General features: G+C 40.4%; 13 protein-coding genes. 7 read left to right on the top strand and 6 right to left on the bottom strand.

Annotated elements, in window-relative coordinates:
* Positions 1-36: 36 nt before the first annotated feature.
* The 3 genes from MKL38_RS13075 to MKL38_RS13085 form a co-directional block, all read right to left on the bottom strand.
* Positions 37-2,172 (bottom strand): 3-hydroxyacyl-CoA dehydrogenase NAD-binding domain-containing protein, encoded by a 2,136-nt coding sequence (locus MKL38_RS13075; RefSeq protein ID WP_270903462.1) that lies wholly within the window; start codon positions 2,170-2,172, stop codon positions 37-39.
* A gap of 18 nt (positions 2,173-2,190) precedes the next feature.
* On the bottom strand, positions 2,191-3,396 hold the full coding sequence (locus tag MKL38_RS13080; RefSeq protein ID WP_092708709.1) for an acetyl-CoA C-acetyltransferase: 1,206 nt from the start codon (positions 3,394-3,396) through the stop codon (positions 2,191-2,193).
* A 171-nt stretch (positions 3,397-3,567) separates the two neighbouring features.
* Entirely contained in the window at positions 3,568-4,578 is a 1,011-nt protein-coding gene (locus MKL38_RS13085) for an AraC family transcriptional regulator (RefSeq protein ID WP_004638954.1), read from the bottom strand.
* Positions 4,579-4,787: 209 nt separating this feature from the next.
* Between MKL38_RS13085 and MKL38_RS13090 the strand changes: the two genes are divergently transcribed.
* The 6 genes from MKL38_RS13090 (at position 4,788) to MKL38_RS13115 (ending at position 12,595) form a co-directional block, all read left to right on the top strand.
* Complete coding sequence (locus MKL38_RS13090) at positions 4,788-5,906, top strand: CaiB/BaiF CoA transferase family protein (protein ID WP_270903463.1); 1,119 nt, start codon at positions 4,788-4,790, stop codon at positions 5,904-5,906.
* Positions 5,907-6,061: 155 nt separating this feature from the next.
* The gene (locus MKL38_RS13095; protein WP_270903550.1) at positions 6,062-7,294 is read left to right on the top strand and encodes a carbohydrate porin; all 1,233 of its coding nucleotides are present in this window, start codon (positions 6,062-6,064) and stop codon (positions 7,292-7,294) included.
* A 172-nt stretch (positions 7,295-7,466) separates the two neighbouring features.
* Positions 7,467-9,872 carry a glucose/quinate/shikimate family membrane-bound PQQ-dependent dehydrogenase gene (locus MKL38_RS13100; protein WP_270903464.1) on the top strand — a complete coding sequence of 802 codons (2,406 nt, stop codon included), beginning with the start codon at positions 7,467-7,469 and terminating at the stop codon, positions 9,870-9,872.
* Between the two features lie 166 nt (positions 9,873-10,038).
* Positions 10,039-11,682 (top strand): nitrite/sulfite reductase, encoded by a 1,644-nt coding sequence (locus MKL38_RS13105; protein WP_270903465.1) that lies wholly within the window; start codon positions 10,039-10,041, stop codon positions 11,680-11,682.
* Positions 11,675-12,160: a DUF934 domain-containing protein gene (locus MKL38_RS13110; RefSeq protein ID WP_005036243.1), complete on the top strand. Its 486-nt coding sequence runs from the start codon at positions 11,675-11,677 to the stop codon at positions 12,158-12,160. The genes MKL38_RS13105 and MKL38_RS13110 overlap by 8 nt, the downstream gene beginning before the upstream one ends.
* A gap of 81 nt (positions 12,161-12,241) precedes the next feature.
* Positions 12,242-12,595: a DMT family transporter gene (locus MKL38_RS13115; RefSeq protein ID WP_004638961.1), complete on the top strand. Its 354-nt coding sequence runs from the start codon at positions 12,242-12,244 to the stop codon at positions 12,593-12,595.
* Between the two features lie 50 nt (positions 12,596-12,645).
* On the opposite strand, the gene MKL38_RS13120 is transcribed toward MKL38_RS13115, so the two are convergent.
* From MKL38_RS13120 to MKL38_RS13130, 3 genes are all read right to left on the bottom strand, one after another.
* A complete protein-coding gene (locus MKL38_RS13120; RefSeq protein WP_270903466.1) occupies positions 12,646-13,089 on the bottom strand; it encodes a VOC family protein in 444 nt (147 codons plus the stop codon).
* A gap of 130 nt (positions 13,090-13,219) precedes the next feature.
* On the bottom strand, positions 13,220-14,395 hold the full coding sequence (locus tag MKL38_RS13125; protein WP_004638962.1) for a thiolase family protein: 1,176 nt from the start codon (positions 14,393-14,395) through the stop codon (positions 13,220-13,222).
* A 108-nt stretch (positions 14,396-14,503) separates the two neighbouring features.
* On the bottom strand, positions 14,504-15,019 hold the full coding sequence (locus tag MKL38_RS13130) for a GspH/FimT family pseudopilin (protein ID WP_270903467.1): 516 nt from the start codon (positions 15,017-15,019) through the stop codon (positions 14,504-14,506).
* 379 nt (positions 15,020-15,398) lie between these two features.
* On the opposite strand from MKL38_RS13130, the gene omp38 reads away from it, so the two are divergent.
* Entirely contained in the window at positions 15,399-16,439 is a 1,041-nt protein-coding gene (gene omp38 / locus MKL38_RS13135; protein ID WP_270903468.1) for an outer membrane protein Omp38, read from the top strand.
* The last annotated feature ends 29 nt before the right edge of the window (positions 16,440-16,468 follow it).

The following is a 16,468-nucleotide window of genomic DNA, read 5'->3' on the forward strand; positions in this document are numbered from 1 at the left end:
GGTTTATGCAGTTTTTAAATATCCAATAAGTCTAAGTTATTGAATATTTTGTTTCTGCTCAGCTTTGGTTTTTAGCAAAGTTGGAGGTGTAAAACGTTCACCATATTTGGCAGCTAATTCTTCAGCTCGTTTTTGTGCTTTATCAGTACCATATTGGTTGAGGAACTGGATCGCACCTCCCGTCCAAGGTGCATAACCAATACCAAAGATAGAGCCAACATTGGCATCAATAACTGACTCCAATACGCCTTCTTCATAACAACGTAATGTATCTAAGGCCTGTACAAACAGAATGCGATCGATCATATCTTGTTCAGAGATACCATGATCTTTTTGCCAGCGGTTTAAACCTTCCCATAGATGCTTTTTACCATTTTCTGGATATTCATAGAAACCTGCTCCAGCCGCCTTACCTTTACGGTTTAACTCATGAATCATGGTATGAACGACCTCATCGACAGAGGTCTTAGGCAAATCTTTCCCTTCGGCTTGTAGCGCTTTACGTGCTTCACTGGCAACATGTTCGGTTAAGGTTAAAGATACTTCATCTTGAATAGCGAGAGGGCCTACAGGCATGCCTGCTTTAAGCGCTGCCATTTCAATGCGGGCCGGATGAACGCCTTCGGCAAGTAAGCGCATACCTTCTTGAATAAAAGTACCAAACACACGACTGGTAAAGAAGCCGCGGCTATCATTGACAACAATTGGCGTTTTTCCAATTTGTTGTACAAAGTCGTAGGCTTTAGCAAGTGTGTCGCTTGAAGTGTTTTTACCTTTAATAATTTCTACCAACTGCATTTTGTCGACTGGGCTAAAGAAATGTAGTCCAATAAACTTCTGGTCATCTTTACTCGCCGTTGCCAAACCTGTGATTGGTAGGGTGGAGGTATTTGATGCAAAGATTCCACCTTCAGCTAAAGATTGTTCAGCTTCTTGAGTAACTTTGGCTTTGAGCTCTTGGTTTTCAAATACAGCTTCAATAATGAGATCACAGCCTTGTAAGTCTTGTGCTGAGGCAGTTGCTGTAATGAGGGATAATACTTGGTCACGTTTTTCTGCGGTCATACGGCCTTGAGAAACGCGTTTATCAAGGAGTTTCTGCGAATAGGCTTTGCCTTTTTCAGCATTTTCAACAGATACATCTTTTAGTACAACAGGAATGCCTTTAATTGCGGTTGAATATGCAATACCAGCACCCATCATGCCTGCACCTAACACACCAACTTTGGTGGCTTGCCATTTTGCAACATCGGCAGGGCGACTAGCACCAGACTTAATTGCATTTAGACCGTGCCAGAAAGTGCCGATCATATTTTTAGAGATTTGACCCGTGGTGAGTTCGGTGAAGTAACGAGATTCGATGCGTAAAGCGGTATCTACATCGACCTGAGCGCCTTCAACTGCTGCCGCCATAATTGCTTCAGGAGCAGGGTAACAACCTTTTGTTTTGTCTCTTAACATGGCTGGGGCAATAGCAAGAACTTGAGCAACAGCTGGAGTCTTTGGATCGCCGCCCGGAATTTTATAACCCTTCACATCAAAAGGTTGTTGAGACTTAGGGTTGGCTTTTACCCATGTGATCGCTTTATCTAAAAGCTCTTGTTCGTTTTCGGCAGTGTCATGGATTAAACCTAAAGATTTTGCTTTATCGACACCAAATTGCTTGCCTTCCATTAAGAAAGGAAATGCATTTTGTAAGCCAAGTAGGCGTACCATGCGGACAATACCACCGCCACCCGGTAACAGGCCTAAAGTGACTTCAGGTAGGCCGAACTTACTTTTTGGGTCATTGATTGCAATACGATGATGGCAGCTTAATGCAATTTCCCAACCGCCACCAAGGGCTGTGCCATTCAAGGCTGCAACGACTGGAATACCTAGAGTTTCAATCGTACGTAAATGGCCTTTTAACTTTTCAACCATGTTGAAAAAATCAGTGGCATGTTCAGGCTGAACTTGAATAAGCTCATCTAAATCGCCCCCAGCAAAGAAAGTTTTTTTGGCTGAGCGGAAAATAACGCCCGCAAGTGCTGTTTCTGCTTTAAGTTTCTGCGTTGCCTCATCAAGCGAGTCACGAAACTCGGCATTCATGGTGTTTGCAGATTGACCTGTTGAATCAAGCGTTAAAATGACAATGTTGTCGGCATTTTTTTCGTATTGGATTGCACTCATCTTTTATATCCCTAATCTTTATACGCGTTCAATAATGGTGGCAATACCCATACCACCGCCAACACAGAGCGTAGCTAAACCGCGCTTTTTATTTTGACGTTCAAGCTCATCAAGTAGCGTGCCTAAAATCATGGCACCCGTTGCACCCAATGGATGACCTAAAGCAATCGCACCGCCATTTACGTTAACTTTTTCTGGTGGAACATTGAGTTCATTGATAAAACGCATTACAACTGCTGCAAAGGCTTCATTGACTTCAAACAGGTCAATATCATCAATGGTAAGACCAGCTTTTTCTAAGGCTTTACGTGCAGCAGGAGCAGGGCCAGTAAGCATGATCGTAGGGTCTGTCCCTACGAGTGCAGTCGCCAAAACTTTAGCGCGTGGTTTTAAGTTTTGTTCTTTCACGGCTTTTTCTGAGGCCAATAAAACAACAGCAGCTCCATCGACAATGCCAGATGAGTTACCTGCATGATGAACATGATTGATTTTTTGTGCTTCAGGGTATTTTTGTAAGGCAACAGCATCAAAACCCATTTGTCCCATCATTTCAAAACTTGGGTTGAGTTTAGTCAGTCCTTCAACTGTCGTATTTCCTTTAATAAATTCATCTTTTTCTAAAATCACCACACCAGAATGATCTTTTACTGGAACCACTGATTGATCGAAATAGCCATTTGCCTGAGCTGCTGCGGCTTTTTGCTGAGAGTTTACTGCAAATGTGTCTACATCTTCGCGGCTATAACCATCTAAGGTTGCAATGAGGTCAGCCCCCACACCTTGTGGAACAAATGATGATTTAAGGTTTGTTTCAGGGTCTAACGCCCACGGCCCGCCATCGGAGCCCATTGGAATACGTGACATTGACTCGACGCCACCAGCAACCACTAAATCTTCCCAGCCTGAGCGAACTTTCATTGCTGCCATATTGACTGCTTCTAAACCTGAAGCACAAAAACGATTGATTTGCACTCCAGCAACATCATCATTCCAACCCGCTGCAATGGCTGCTGTTTTGGCAATATCACCACCTTGATCACCAATAGGAGTTACACAGCCCAGAACAATATCGTCGACTTTAGACGTATCGAGTTGATGACGCTGCTGTAATTCATTTAATAAAGTGGTGAGTAAGGTAATTGGTTTTACTTCGTAAAGAGAGCCGTCTTTTTTTCCTTTTCCGCGTGGTGTGCGAATGGCATCAATAATATAAGCCTCGCTCATAACAGTTCCTTTTTTATTGCTTAAAATTTATTTGTGTTTTGAGTGTACTGGTTTTAATAGCGAGTGCAATGACGATAAGCGCACCAGTCAGGTGATGATTTTTGCCAATAGAGATACAAAAAAGCCCAAGTTGAACTTGGGCTAAATGTGAAACTTAAATAGATTAAAGAATTAGTGGTAGCCGTGTAGCTGGCGATATAAACCAGGGGTCACACCAGTCCATTTTTTAAATGCGCGGTGGAAAGTACTGGTTTCACTAAAGCCAACTTGTTGTGCAACATCTTCAAGTGTTAATTCAGGGTTGAGTAACAAGTGAATAGCAGCATCTCGACGTAGGGCATCTTTCACGCCTTGGTAGCTTTTACCTTCAGCAGCCAAGCGGCGGCGTAAGGTTTGAGGAGATAAGTACAACATTGATGCAACGTCATTAAGCGTTGGCATTTCTTCACCAATCTGACTTTTGAGTACGTCACGAATACGAGAAGTCAGCGAGTTGGTGTTTTTGAATTTTACTAAAAGCTGAGCAGGAGCTGCTTTTAAGAACTCTTCTAGCGTTTTTTCATCTTGGCGGATTGGTAAGTCAAGATAATCGGCTGCAAAAGTAATTTCAGTACGCGGTGCATCAAACTGCATGACTGGTGCAAAAAATAATGCATCATATTCATCTGCATGGGCAGGACGTGGATAGCTAAAATGAACACGTTCTAAAGGTAAGCGACGTTCAATCAGCCAAGATGCCAAACCATGCCAAATCATTAACATACTTTCAGTAATGAAATGGTCCGGATCTAATGTTTTTGGAATGAGTGGAACTAAACGTGCTTCATGTTTGTCACGCTCTAGGCTTACAGACCATTCATCACCGAATAATTTGTAAAATTGAGATGAGAGTTCAAGGGCTTGGCCCAAGGTTTTTGCATGAATAATCAACTGACACATAATGGCAAAAGTGCCCAAACGACGCGGCTGTACATCAAAACCGACGTGTTCATCTTGTGTGACCATCCACAACATTTTTATAAAACGAGTGTATTGTTCTGGCGAGATTCGAGCTTTAGGTTGACGTAATAGTTCCGCTTCGATACCCACATGTGAAAGTAACGTCTCGACATCCATGCCAAGGCGTTTTACGCCTGTCAAAGCCGCATTCACGAAGTGGATGCTAATCGTATCGCGACTCATATTGAATCCTTCAGTCTCTTTGATGTTCACTTTAAATTGACCTAAATGACCGTCTAAAAAAATAAATTGGCGATTTACAACAGAGTAAAAGCACTTTTTACATGTTAAATTGCCGAAATGATCAAGGTAAATGGCTGAACATGACATTGTTTTAGAATATTTGCTTAACTAATATAAAAGAAAATATGAATAATAGTGGTTAAAAAACGATGACGACAGCATTAAATGGACTTAAAGTTCTCGATTTCTCGACACTCTTACCTGGACCTTTTGCCACAATGTATTTAGCCGATATGGGCGCAGAAGTCATCCATATTGAATCTCCATCACGTCCAGATTTAATTCGCATTATGCCGCCTTATGCAAATGGACAAGCAACGGCACATAGTTATTTAAATCGAAATAAACAGTCGATTGTTCTCGATTTAAAAGATCAAGCGAGTATCGAGCTGATTAAAGCTAAGATTTCCGAATTTGATATTGTCATCGAGCAGTTTCGACCTGATGTGATGCGCCGTCTAGGATTAGACTACTCAACGCTTGCAGAAATTAATCCACGTTTAATTTATTGTTCAATTACCGGATATGGACAGACTGGAAGCTATAAAGACCGAGCTGGGCATGACATTAATTATTTAGCTTTAGCTGGTATTGCTGGGTATAGCGGCCGACAAGACAGTGGCCCGCCACCGCTTGGCATTCAAGTTGCAGATATTGCAGGTGGTTCACTTCATGCAGTCATTGCTATTTTAGCCGCAGTGGTTGAGCGCGCGCGTAGCGGCATGGGGCAATATATTGATATTTCTATGACAGATTGCGTGGCAAGCTTAAATAGTATGGCTGCATCAGCCACACTTGCTGCACAGGTCGAACAGGCTCCAGAGCATGGCATGCTTAATGGTGGCATTTTCTATGACTATTATATGACCCAAGATGGTCGTTATCTTTCAATTGGCAGTCTTGAACCACAATTTATGTCAGGGTTATCAATAGCTCTTGATTTGCCACTATTATTACAAAAAGGCGCTTCCTTAGATGCCGATGACCGACAGGAAGTTAAACAAGCTATTCAAGAAAAAATAAAGACCAGAACATTTAAAGAATGGCATGAAATATTCGCAAATCTTGATGTTTGTGTAGAACCTGTTTTAAGCCTAACTGAGTCCTTAAACTCGCCCCTAGCACAACAACGTGGATGGATTGTGGATGTACCTTTGCAAAATAATACAGCAGATACAGAACCACAATTGGCATGTCCAATTAAGTTTTCAAGATCGAAAATGAGATATTCCTTTATAGGTCAAAAGCTTGGTGAAGGGCAGTGGTAAAGAGTAGAGGCCATTTCTTATACAATGTGTATTAAGATTATTATTAGATTAATCAATTGATTAACATTTTGAATAATTTCTTTACATAAAATTAGCGTACCCTTTATAAACAAAGACATAAAAGGTATGTAAACATGAAAACACATAAATCCTTGATGGCTTCCTGTTTATCCGTTTTATCAATTACTCTTTTTATACAGCACGCACAAGCTGCTGCTGCATTTGACCCAAATAGTCCTTGGATGTTGGGTGATTGGAACGGTCAACGCACCGCGTTACAAGCACAAGGTTATGATTTTTCTTTTGGATATACCGGCGAATATGCCGGTATTTTAGATTCAAAAAATACATCTACGCATGGTAGTGCTTATACGGGGCAACTGGCACTAGGAACTCATTTTGACCTAAATAAAATTTTAGGTTGGCAAGATACCGAAGCTCAAATCACATTAACTTATCGTGATGGGCAGTCGCTTTCTGAACACTCACCAGCTTTAGCAGGGCACTTAAGCTCGGCACAAGAAGTGTGGGGACGTGAGCAGACTTGGCGTTTAACAGATTTGTGGATCAAGAAGAAATTCCTTGACCAGAAGTTAGACGTGAAAGTCGGTCGTTTTGGTGAAGGTGAAGACTTCAATAGTTTTGACTGTGATTTCCAGAACTTGGCGCTTTGCGGTTCTCAAGTAGGGAACTGGGTCGGCGATCAATGGTATAACTGGCCAGTTAGCCAATGGGCAATGCGTGTTAAATATAACTTGCAACCAGACTTATATACGCAAGTTGGTGTATATGAATATAACCCAGAAAATCTGGACCGAGGCAAAGGTTTTAACCTAAGTACGGATGGTTCTCACGGTGCAATTATTCCTGCCGAAGTGGTTTGGTCACCTAAATTAGGTGCTCAAAGCATGGCTGGTGAATACCGTTTAGGTTATTACTACAGTACTGCTGATGCTAAAGAAATTGCAGATGAAACAAAAAATTCTCATAAGCAAGGTGTTTGGGTAACTGCAAAACAAAAATTATTCCAGCCTGTTGATCAAACAGATCGCGGTTTAACAGGTTTTGTGAACCTGACTTTCCACGACTCTGACACCAACAAAATTGATAACATGCAAAATGTAGGCTTGGTCTATAAAGGTTTGCTCAATCAACGTCCTCAAGATGAGTTGGCATTAGGTGTTGCACGTATCCATATCAACGATGATTGGAACGATGTCCAAAATAAAGAATATGACACTGAATACAATACCGAGCTTTACTACGGTATCCATGCGACGAACTGGCTGACTATCCGTCCAAATGTGCAATATGTTCGTCATGTTGGTGCATTAAAAAATGGTGATAACACTTGGGTAGGCGGTATTAAATTCTCAACGGCATTCTAAGCGTAATTACTCCGAAAACGGATTGTCGAGGGTTAAATCATTAATTGACGTAACTTGGCCTTCCGTTTTTCTTTATGCCTGAGTTTTGTTTTAGATGTATTGATAGGCCGATTTTTATTTAAAAGCTTGGTTTATCTTTCCGATAAAAATGATGATTAATAAGAGGTGGTTTATGAATCAACCTACTTCAAGATCAGGTTTAACGACTTTTACCGTAATTATTATTGGGTTATTAGCGTTATTCCTGTTAATTGGAGGTATTTGGCTCGCTACACTAGGCGGTTCAATTTACTACATTATAGCTGGTGTATTACTCCTGATTGTTGCATGGCAACTTTATAAGCGCGCATCCACGGCCCTATGGGTATATGCCGCTTTAATGCTAGGTACCATTATTTGGGGAGTCTGGGAAGTTGGAACTGACTTCTGGGCTCTTGCACCTCGTTTAGATATTTTAGGTATTCTTGGTTTATGGTTATTGGTTCCAGCTGTGACTCGTGGAATCAACAACCTTGGATCAAGTAAAGTTGCGTTATCTTCAACTTTAGCAATTGCAATCTTGTTAATGGTTTACTCTATTTTCAATGATCCGCAAGAAATTAATGGTGAAATCAAAACACCTCAACCAGAAATTGCTCAAGCAGTACCTGGTGTTGCTGAGAGTGATTGGCCTGCTTATGGTCGTACTCAGGCAGGTGTACGTTATTCTCCGTTAAAACAGATCAATGACCAAAACGTAAAAGATTTGAAAGTTGCTTGGACTTTACGTACTGGCGATCTTAAAACGGGTAATGACTCTGGCGAAACAACCAATCAGGTTACTCCGATTAAAATCGGTAATAACATGTTTATCTGTACAGCTCATCAGCAATTAATCTCGATTGATCCTGCTACAGGTAAAGAAAAATGGCGTTTTGATCCGAAGCTTAAAACGGATAAATCGTTCCAGCATTTAACTTGTCGTGGTGTGATGTATTACGATGCAAACAACACAACTGAGTTTGCAACAAGTCTTCAAGGCAAGAAATCTGACTCTACACAATGTCCGCGTAAAGTCTTTGTTCCTGTGAATGACGGCCGTTTAGTTGCGGTGAATGCTGACACTGGTAAAGCATGTACTGACTTTGGTAAAAATGGTGAAGTGAACTTGCAAGAGTTTATGCCATACGCTTACCCAGGTGGTTACAACCCAACATCTCCTGGTGTTGTGACTGGTTCAACAGTTGTTATTGCTGGTTCGGTAACAGATAACTACTCAAATAAAGAGCCATCTGGTGTAATTCGTGGTTACGACGTTAACACTGGTAAACTTCTTTGGGTGTTTGATACTGGCGCAGCAGATCCAAATGCAATGCCGGGTCAAGGTACTACGTTTGTTCATAACTCACCAAATGCGTGGGCACCTTTAGCATACGACTCAAAACTTGATATCGTTTATGTGCCAACAGGTGTAGGTACTCCAGACATCTGGGGTGGTGACCGTACTGAACTTAAAGAGCGCTATGCAAACTCAATGTTAGCGATTAATGCCTCTACTGGTAAATTAGTATGGAACTTCCAGACAACCCATCACGATTTATGGGATATGGATGTACCATCTCAGCCATCTTTAGCTGATATTAAAAACAAAGCTGGCCAAACTGTTCCTGCAATCTATGTATTGACGAAAACAGGTAATGCCTTTGTTCTTGATCGTCGTAATGGTCAACCAATTGTTCCTGTGACTGAAAAACCAGTTCCACAAACAGTTAAACGTGGACCACAAACGAAAGGCGAGCATTATTCAAAAACTCAGCCATTCTCTGACTTGAACTTGGCGCCACAAGACAAATTGACTGATAAAGACATGTGGGGTGCCACTATGCTTGATCAGCTCATGTGTCGTGTATCTTTCAAACGTCTAAACTACGATGGTATTTATACTCCACCATCTGAAAACGGTACTTTAGTTTTCCCTGGTAACTTAGGTGTGTTTGAGTGGGGCGGTATGTCGGTTAACCCTGACCGTCAAGTTGCTGTAATGAACCCAATCGGATTACCATTTGTGAGCCGTTTGATTCCTGCTGATCCAAACCGTGCGCAAACTGCAAAAGGTGCGGGAACTGAGCAGGGCGTACAACCAATGTACGGCGTACCTTATGGCGTAGAAATCAGCGCATTCTTATCTCCACTTGGTTTACCTTGTAAACAACCGGCTTGGGGATATGTTGCAGGCGTAGATTTGAAAACCCATGAAGTGGTATGGAAAAAACGTATTGGTACAATTCGTGACAGCTTACCGAACCTATTCCAATTACCAGCTGTAAAAATTGGTGTTCCTGGTTTAGGTGGTTCAATCTCTACTGCCGGTAATGTCATGTTTGTTGGTGCAACTCAAGATAACTACTTACGTGCGTTTAACGTTACTAATGGTAAGAAACTTTGGGAAGCGCGTTTACCAGCGGGTGGACAAGCAACACCAATGACATATGAAATCAATGGTAAGCAATATGTTGTAATTATGGCTGGTGGTCATGGTTCATTTGGTACGAAAATGGGCGACTATTTAGTGGCTTATGCCTTACCAGATAACAAATAAAATGCTTCTATAAAAAGGGCCTGGATTTATCCAGGCTTTTTTTATATCGATTTATATTAAAGCTTATCAATAAAACCGTTATTAAATATGCAAAAAAAGCATTTTATTGATGAATAAAAGCTCGCTATGCTATCTGCCTTAATAATGAATCTACTAGCCATACGCCATGTATTTATATACCGATTTCGATCAGCAGCTGATTAATCAACGAGTTGCTCAGTTCCGCGATCAGACAGAGCGCTATTTAGCGGGCAAACTTTCTGAAGATGAATACCGTCCATTACGTTTGCAAAATGGTTTATATGTGCAACGCTATGCGCCTATGCTGCGTATTGCTGTGCCGTATGGCTTAATGAGTTCAAAACAATTACGTAAAATTGCTGAAGTTTCAACTGAATATGATCGTGGTTATGCACACGTATCTACACGTCAGAACATTCAGTTAAACTGGCCAGCTCTTGAAGATGTACCAGAAATTTTAGCTGAACTTGCAACCGTACAAATGCATGCCATTCAAACTAGTGGTAACTGTATTCGTAACACAACGACTGACCAATATGCAGGTGTAGTTGCTGGTGAAATTGCAGACCCACGTCCAACATGTGAATTGATCCGTCAGTGGAGTACGTTCCACCCTGAATTTGCATTCTTGCCACGCAAGTTCAAAATTGCCGTTTCTGCACTTGAAGAAAAAGACCGTGCAGCAACAGCATTCCATGATATTGGTGTATATATCGTGCGTAATGAAGGGGGTGAAATCGGCTACAAAATTATGGCGGGTGGTGGTTTGGGTCGTACCCCAATCATTGGTAGTGTCATTCGTGAGTTTTTACCACGTGAAGATTTAATTTCTTACTTAGAAGCCGTTCTGCGTGTTTATAACTTACATGGTCGTCGTGATAACAAATATAAAGCACGTATCAAAATTCTAGTGAAAGCATTAACTCCTGAAGTTTTTGCTCAGAAAGTTGAAGCTGAATTTGAACACACACGTGAATCATTAAAAATTCAGCCAGAAATCTTGAAAAAACTGGATGAGGAGTTCATCCCATTTGACTATCAAGATTTGGCAGATGAAGATTTCACTGCTTTATTTGCTGAGCATCCAAAATTCAAGCAATGGTTCAATATCAACACACATGCACATAAAGTGAAGGGTTATCGTATTGTTACGATTTCTCTAAAACGTGCAGGTATCGCACCGGGTGATATGACCACCGAAGAAATGAACTTTATTGCAGATCTTGCTGATAAATATACTTTCGGCGAACTTCGCACAACTCACGAACAAAACATTGCTTTGGCAGATGTGCCTCAAAAAGATTTGTTCGATGTATGGCAAGCGCTTGAACAACAAAATATGGCACGTGCACATATCGGTTTCATTACCGATATTATTAGTTGCCCAGGTGGTGATTTCTGTTCACTTGCAAATGCGAAATCAATTCCAATTGCTGAAGCAATCACGCGTCGTTTCGATGACTTAGATAAGGTGTATGACCTTGGTCATTTAGACTTAAATATTTCTGGTTGTATGAATGCCTGTGGTCACCACCACGTAGGTAACATCGGTATTTTAGGTGTAGATAAAAAAGGTGCTGAATTCTACCAAATTACATTAGGTGGTAATTCTGACCATGATGCATCAATCGGTGATATCTTAGGGCCATCATTTGCAGCAGATGCTGTTCCAGACGTAATTGAAGAAATATTAAATACTTATCTTGATTTACGTACTGAAGGTGAGCGTTTTGTTGATACATATCGCCGTGTAGGAATTCAACCATTTAAGGAGCGTGCATATGCTTAATACAGCTCTACCAGTGCTTTATAAAGATGGCACGATCGCTGACAATACTTATCAAATCATTGCTGAAGATGGTGTTATTCCTCAAGGTGACGTTGTTGTAACAACAGCTCAACTAGACCAATTAGCAAACATTCAAGGCAAAAAAGCTTTGTATGTGACTGTGAGTGATTCACCTGAAGATCATACATTCCCATTAAATGAGCTTAATGCAATTTTCATTGAGTTTGCAGGTTTTGGTGACGGTCGTGGTTATTCATTTGCTGCATTATTACGTCGCCAAGGTTTCCAAGGTGAATTGCGCGCAACTGGTGATGTATTTAAGGATGTCTTAAACTACTTAAAACGTTCTGGTTTTGATAGCTTTGTCGTAAAAGAAGGCAAAGACGTGCAAGAAGCTGCGGCAGGTTTGCAAGACTTTACCAACCCATATCAAGCTTCAACCGCTGTACCGCAAGCAAGTTATCAAACTGGTGCTTAAATAGATTTCAAATACGAAAGCTGAACTTAGGTTCAGCTTTTTTTATAAATAATTTTTAAATGACTTAACTGAAGAACAAGAATGCTAGGCTTAATTTCAAAAATAAATCCCGGTGCTTGGTGGTTATTATTTGCCATCGCGACGGATGTACTCTCAACATTCTATTCTGCCAGAGGTAATGGCTTAGTTAATAAAACAGCTCAAGGTATTGCTCTTATTCTATATATGATCTCTTTCGCTTGTGCTGCGATTGCTTTGAAATATATGCAGGCTGGAATTTTGTATGTACTTTGGTCTGGAATTGGTGTATTAGCGACAGCTTTTCTAGCAAAGATTTTTCTTGGGCAAAATATTGATGTGGCAGGGTGGGTTGGAATTGGATTCATTACGGTAGGGCTGATGATTATTGCTCAATATTCCAATATTGATATTTAGAACCTCATAGAAATATCAGAGTACTTCTATGAGGTTAAGTGTTGAAAATATTAAGTATCAAGCTGGCAGTTGATCATCCATTTTATGCCAAACTGATCGGTAAAAGCGCCGTACAATGCGCCCCAGAACGTTTTTTCTAGAGGCATTTCAATTTGACCATTTGCAGATAAAGCATCAAAAAGTTGTTTAGCCTTTTCTTGCTCATCTTTTTCAAGGTTAATCGAAATGTAGTGATTATTACCTTGGGTAAAGACACTGTTAGGAGCACAGAATTGATCATTGGTATCTGATGCCATAAGTACGGTGTATTCATTAATTGGCAGTGAAACATGAAGAACTAGATTCTTATCAGCTTCCGATAAAGTCACACCTTCGGTAGATGGCATATCGCCATAGCGGCTCAGCATGCCGAACTCACCGCCAAAAACTGACTTATAGAAATTAAAAGCTTGCTCTGCTTGACCTTGAAAGTTGAGATAGTGATTGAGTTGCATTGTTATAGTCCATTGTTGTTTTCATTTAGAAGAATAAGTTAAAACGTAAAAGTGATTTTGTGGGTCATTTTTTGTAGTTTTTTCATAAAAAATCCCGCCGAAGCGGGATTTTGAAATATTGTTTTTTTAATTAAATGATTTCAATTGCAACGGCTGTAGCCTCACCACCACCAATACAAAGAGCAGCAATACCTTTTTTACCGCCAGTGCGTTTAAGAGCATGGATCAACGTAAGAATGATACGAGAACCTGTAGAACCAACAGGGTGACCTAATGCACAAGCACCGCCATTGATATTTACTTTCTCAGCATCAAGCTTGAAATCATCAATTGGGCACATGGTGACCATGGCAAAAGCTTCGTTAATTTCCCAAAGGTCAACGTCTTGAGCATTCCAGCCAGCTTTTTTCAGAACTTTCTCGATGGCACCAACAGGAGCGATCGTAAATTCTGAAGGGTGCTGAGAGTTTGATGCTGTTGCGATAATTTTCGCAAGCGGCTGTAAACCACGTTGAGCAGCAACTTCACTTGATGTCAGTACTAATGCAGATGCACCATCCGAAATAGAACTAGCGTTTGCTGCGGTGATTGTTCCGTCTTTTGCAAAAGCTGGTTTAAGTGAAGGAATTTTGTCGATCTTTGCATTTAGAGGTTGTTCATCTTGATCAACAACAACATCGCCTTTGCGACTAGGTACGGTAACCGAAACAATTTCATCTTTGAAATAGCCTTCAGTAATCGCTGTTTGAGCACGTTTCAAAGAACGAATTGCAAAGTCATCCATTTGCTCGCGTGTATAGCCACGTGTGTTTGCCATATCTTGAGCAAAAGAACCCATTAAACGACCAGTTTCAGCATCTTCAAGTCCATCAAGAAACATATGATCCTTAATTTCGCCGTGACCCATACGATAGCCAGCGCGTGCTTTTGGTAAAACATAAGGCGCATTTGTCATGGACTCCATACCGCCAGCAACAACAATTTCAGCACTGCCTGCTTTAATCATATCGGTTGCTTGCATTACTGCTTTCATACCAGAGCCACAAAGCTTATTAATAGTCACAGCACCTGTGGAATCTGGTAAGCCAGCTTTGCGCATTGCTTGACGAGCAGGGCCTTGTTTTAAACCAGCAGGAAGAACACAACCCATAATGACTTCTTCGACATCAGTAGGTTGTAAACCTGCTCTTGCGATTGCCTCTTTAATGGTTACAGCACCTAGTTCAGGCGCAGTAAGTCCCGATAACGATCCTTGAAAACCACCCATGGCAGTACGAGCACCATTAACAATTACGATGTCAGTCATTGTTCTAATCTCCAGTTGTTCTTAATCTCAAAATAAGAAATGTTTAAAACCTAGGCAGTATATTGCAAAAATCAGAGAGAAATATCTTCTGGATTAGACTGTAGAGTTCTAACAATTTTTAAGGTCTTCTAAACGAATATGTCCCATTTTGCTGAGAACCAATTTAAAGTTTTTAAGCTGATCATAAGAACAATATGTAAAACTGCCGTTAGATTCACGTGGCAGTCCAGTGTCTCCCTGAAATACGATACTATTGAGTTTTTTTCCAAATTTTTGAAATTTTAACGAACCATAACGATGATTAAGTTCAACATTGGTCAATATCTCTTCGTCGCTTTCTCTCTGTAGATTATGATTTGTGTCTACAAAGCTTATAAGGCTTGTATCCCAATTACTATTACACAGCGTTAAATCAACACTTGGGCAAATTACGACACTCTTATGTCGTAGAATTGCGTCATATTTGGCTTTTTGTATATGAATTGTCAGTAGTCGAGGAGTGTTTTTTAATTCTACCGAAGCCATAAATTGATGGTATAAAGGAAGAGCTATAGTGAACATAATCATAAGAATTGCGAGCGTTATAGTAAGTTCCATCAATGTGAAACCAGGAGATTTAAACATTAAAATTCCTTAATATATAAAAGAATATTTTGATTTTATGCGTTCTATCAATGATTTATATAGTTTTTTATAATGAGGAAACACAAAATTAAATAAAGGTTATCAGGACGCTAGAATACTGGTAAAATCACCCTAAGCGAAAGAAAGAAGTTGTTCATATTTTCTAGTTGAGTAAAAAATTACCGAATTACAACGGAAATTGTAAGTAATTTTGTCAATAATTTACTTGATTAAAATTATCAAGCACTTGGAAAGTCTATCAAGTGTTTGTATGATTCAAATGTGAATAGCTTAAAAATAATACTGGGGTAAAAATATCTCAGGGGCCAATAAATTTAGGCTGAGCTTGAACAACAATTGTTATCTCTGGAGGATATCCATGAAATTGAGTCGTATTGCACTTGCTATGCTTGTCGCTGCTCCATTAGCTGCTGCTAATGCTGGCGTAACTGTTACCCCATTATTGCTTGGTTACACTTTCCAAGACAGTCAACACAACAATGGCGGTAAAGATGGCGAGTTAACTAACGGACCTGAACTACAAGACGATTTATTCGTTGGTGCAGCTCTTGGTATTGAGTTAACACCATGGTTAGGTTTCGAAGCTGAATATAACCAAGTTAAAGGTGATGTAGACGGTCTTGCTGCTGGCGCTGAATACAAACAAAAACAAATCAACGGTAACTTCTATGTTACTTCTGATTTAATCACTAAAAACTATGACAGCAAAATCAAGCCATACGTATTGTTAGGTGCTGGTCACTACAAATACGAGATTCCTGATCTTTCTTACCACAATGATGAAGAAGGTACTTTAGGTAATGCTGGTTTTGGTGCTTTCTGGCGCTTAAACGATGCTTTATCTCTTCGTACAGAAGCTCGTGGTACTTATAACTTTGACGAAAAATTCTGGAACTATACAGCTCTTGCTGGTTTGAACGTAGTTCTTGGTGGTCACTTGAAGCCTGCTGCTCCTGTAGTAGAAGTTGCTCCAGTTGAACCAACTCCAGTTGCTCCACAACCACAAGAGTTAACTGAAGACCTTAACATGGAACTTCGTGTGTTCTTTGATACTAACAAATCAAATATCAAAGACCAATACAAGCCAGAAATCGCTAAAGTTGCTGAGAAGTTAACTGAATACCCTAACGCTACTGCACGTATCGAAGGTCACACAGATAACACTGGTCCACGTAAGTTGAACGAACGTTTATCTTTAGCTCGTGCTAACTCTGTTAAATCAGCTCTTGTAAACGAATACAACGTTGATGCATCTCGTTTGTCTACTCAAGGTTTCGCTTGGGATCAACCGATTGCTGACAACAAAACTAAAGAAGGCCGTGCTATGAACCGTCGTGTATTCGCGACAATCACTGGTAGCCGTACTGTAGTTGTTCAACCTGGTCAACAAGCTCAATAATTTGAGTTTTTGAACAGTAAAAAAGCGAC

Origin of the sequence: Acinetobacter sp. AOR14_HL, assembly GCF_027855175.1 — a bacterium.
Classification (GTDB): domain Bacteria; phylum Pseudomonadota; class Gammaproteobacteria; order Pseudomonadales; family Moraxellaceae; genus Acinetobacter; species Acinetobacter calcoaceticus.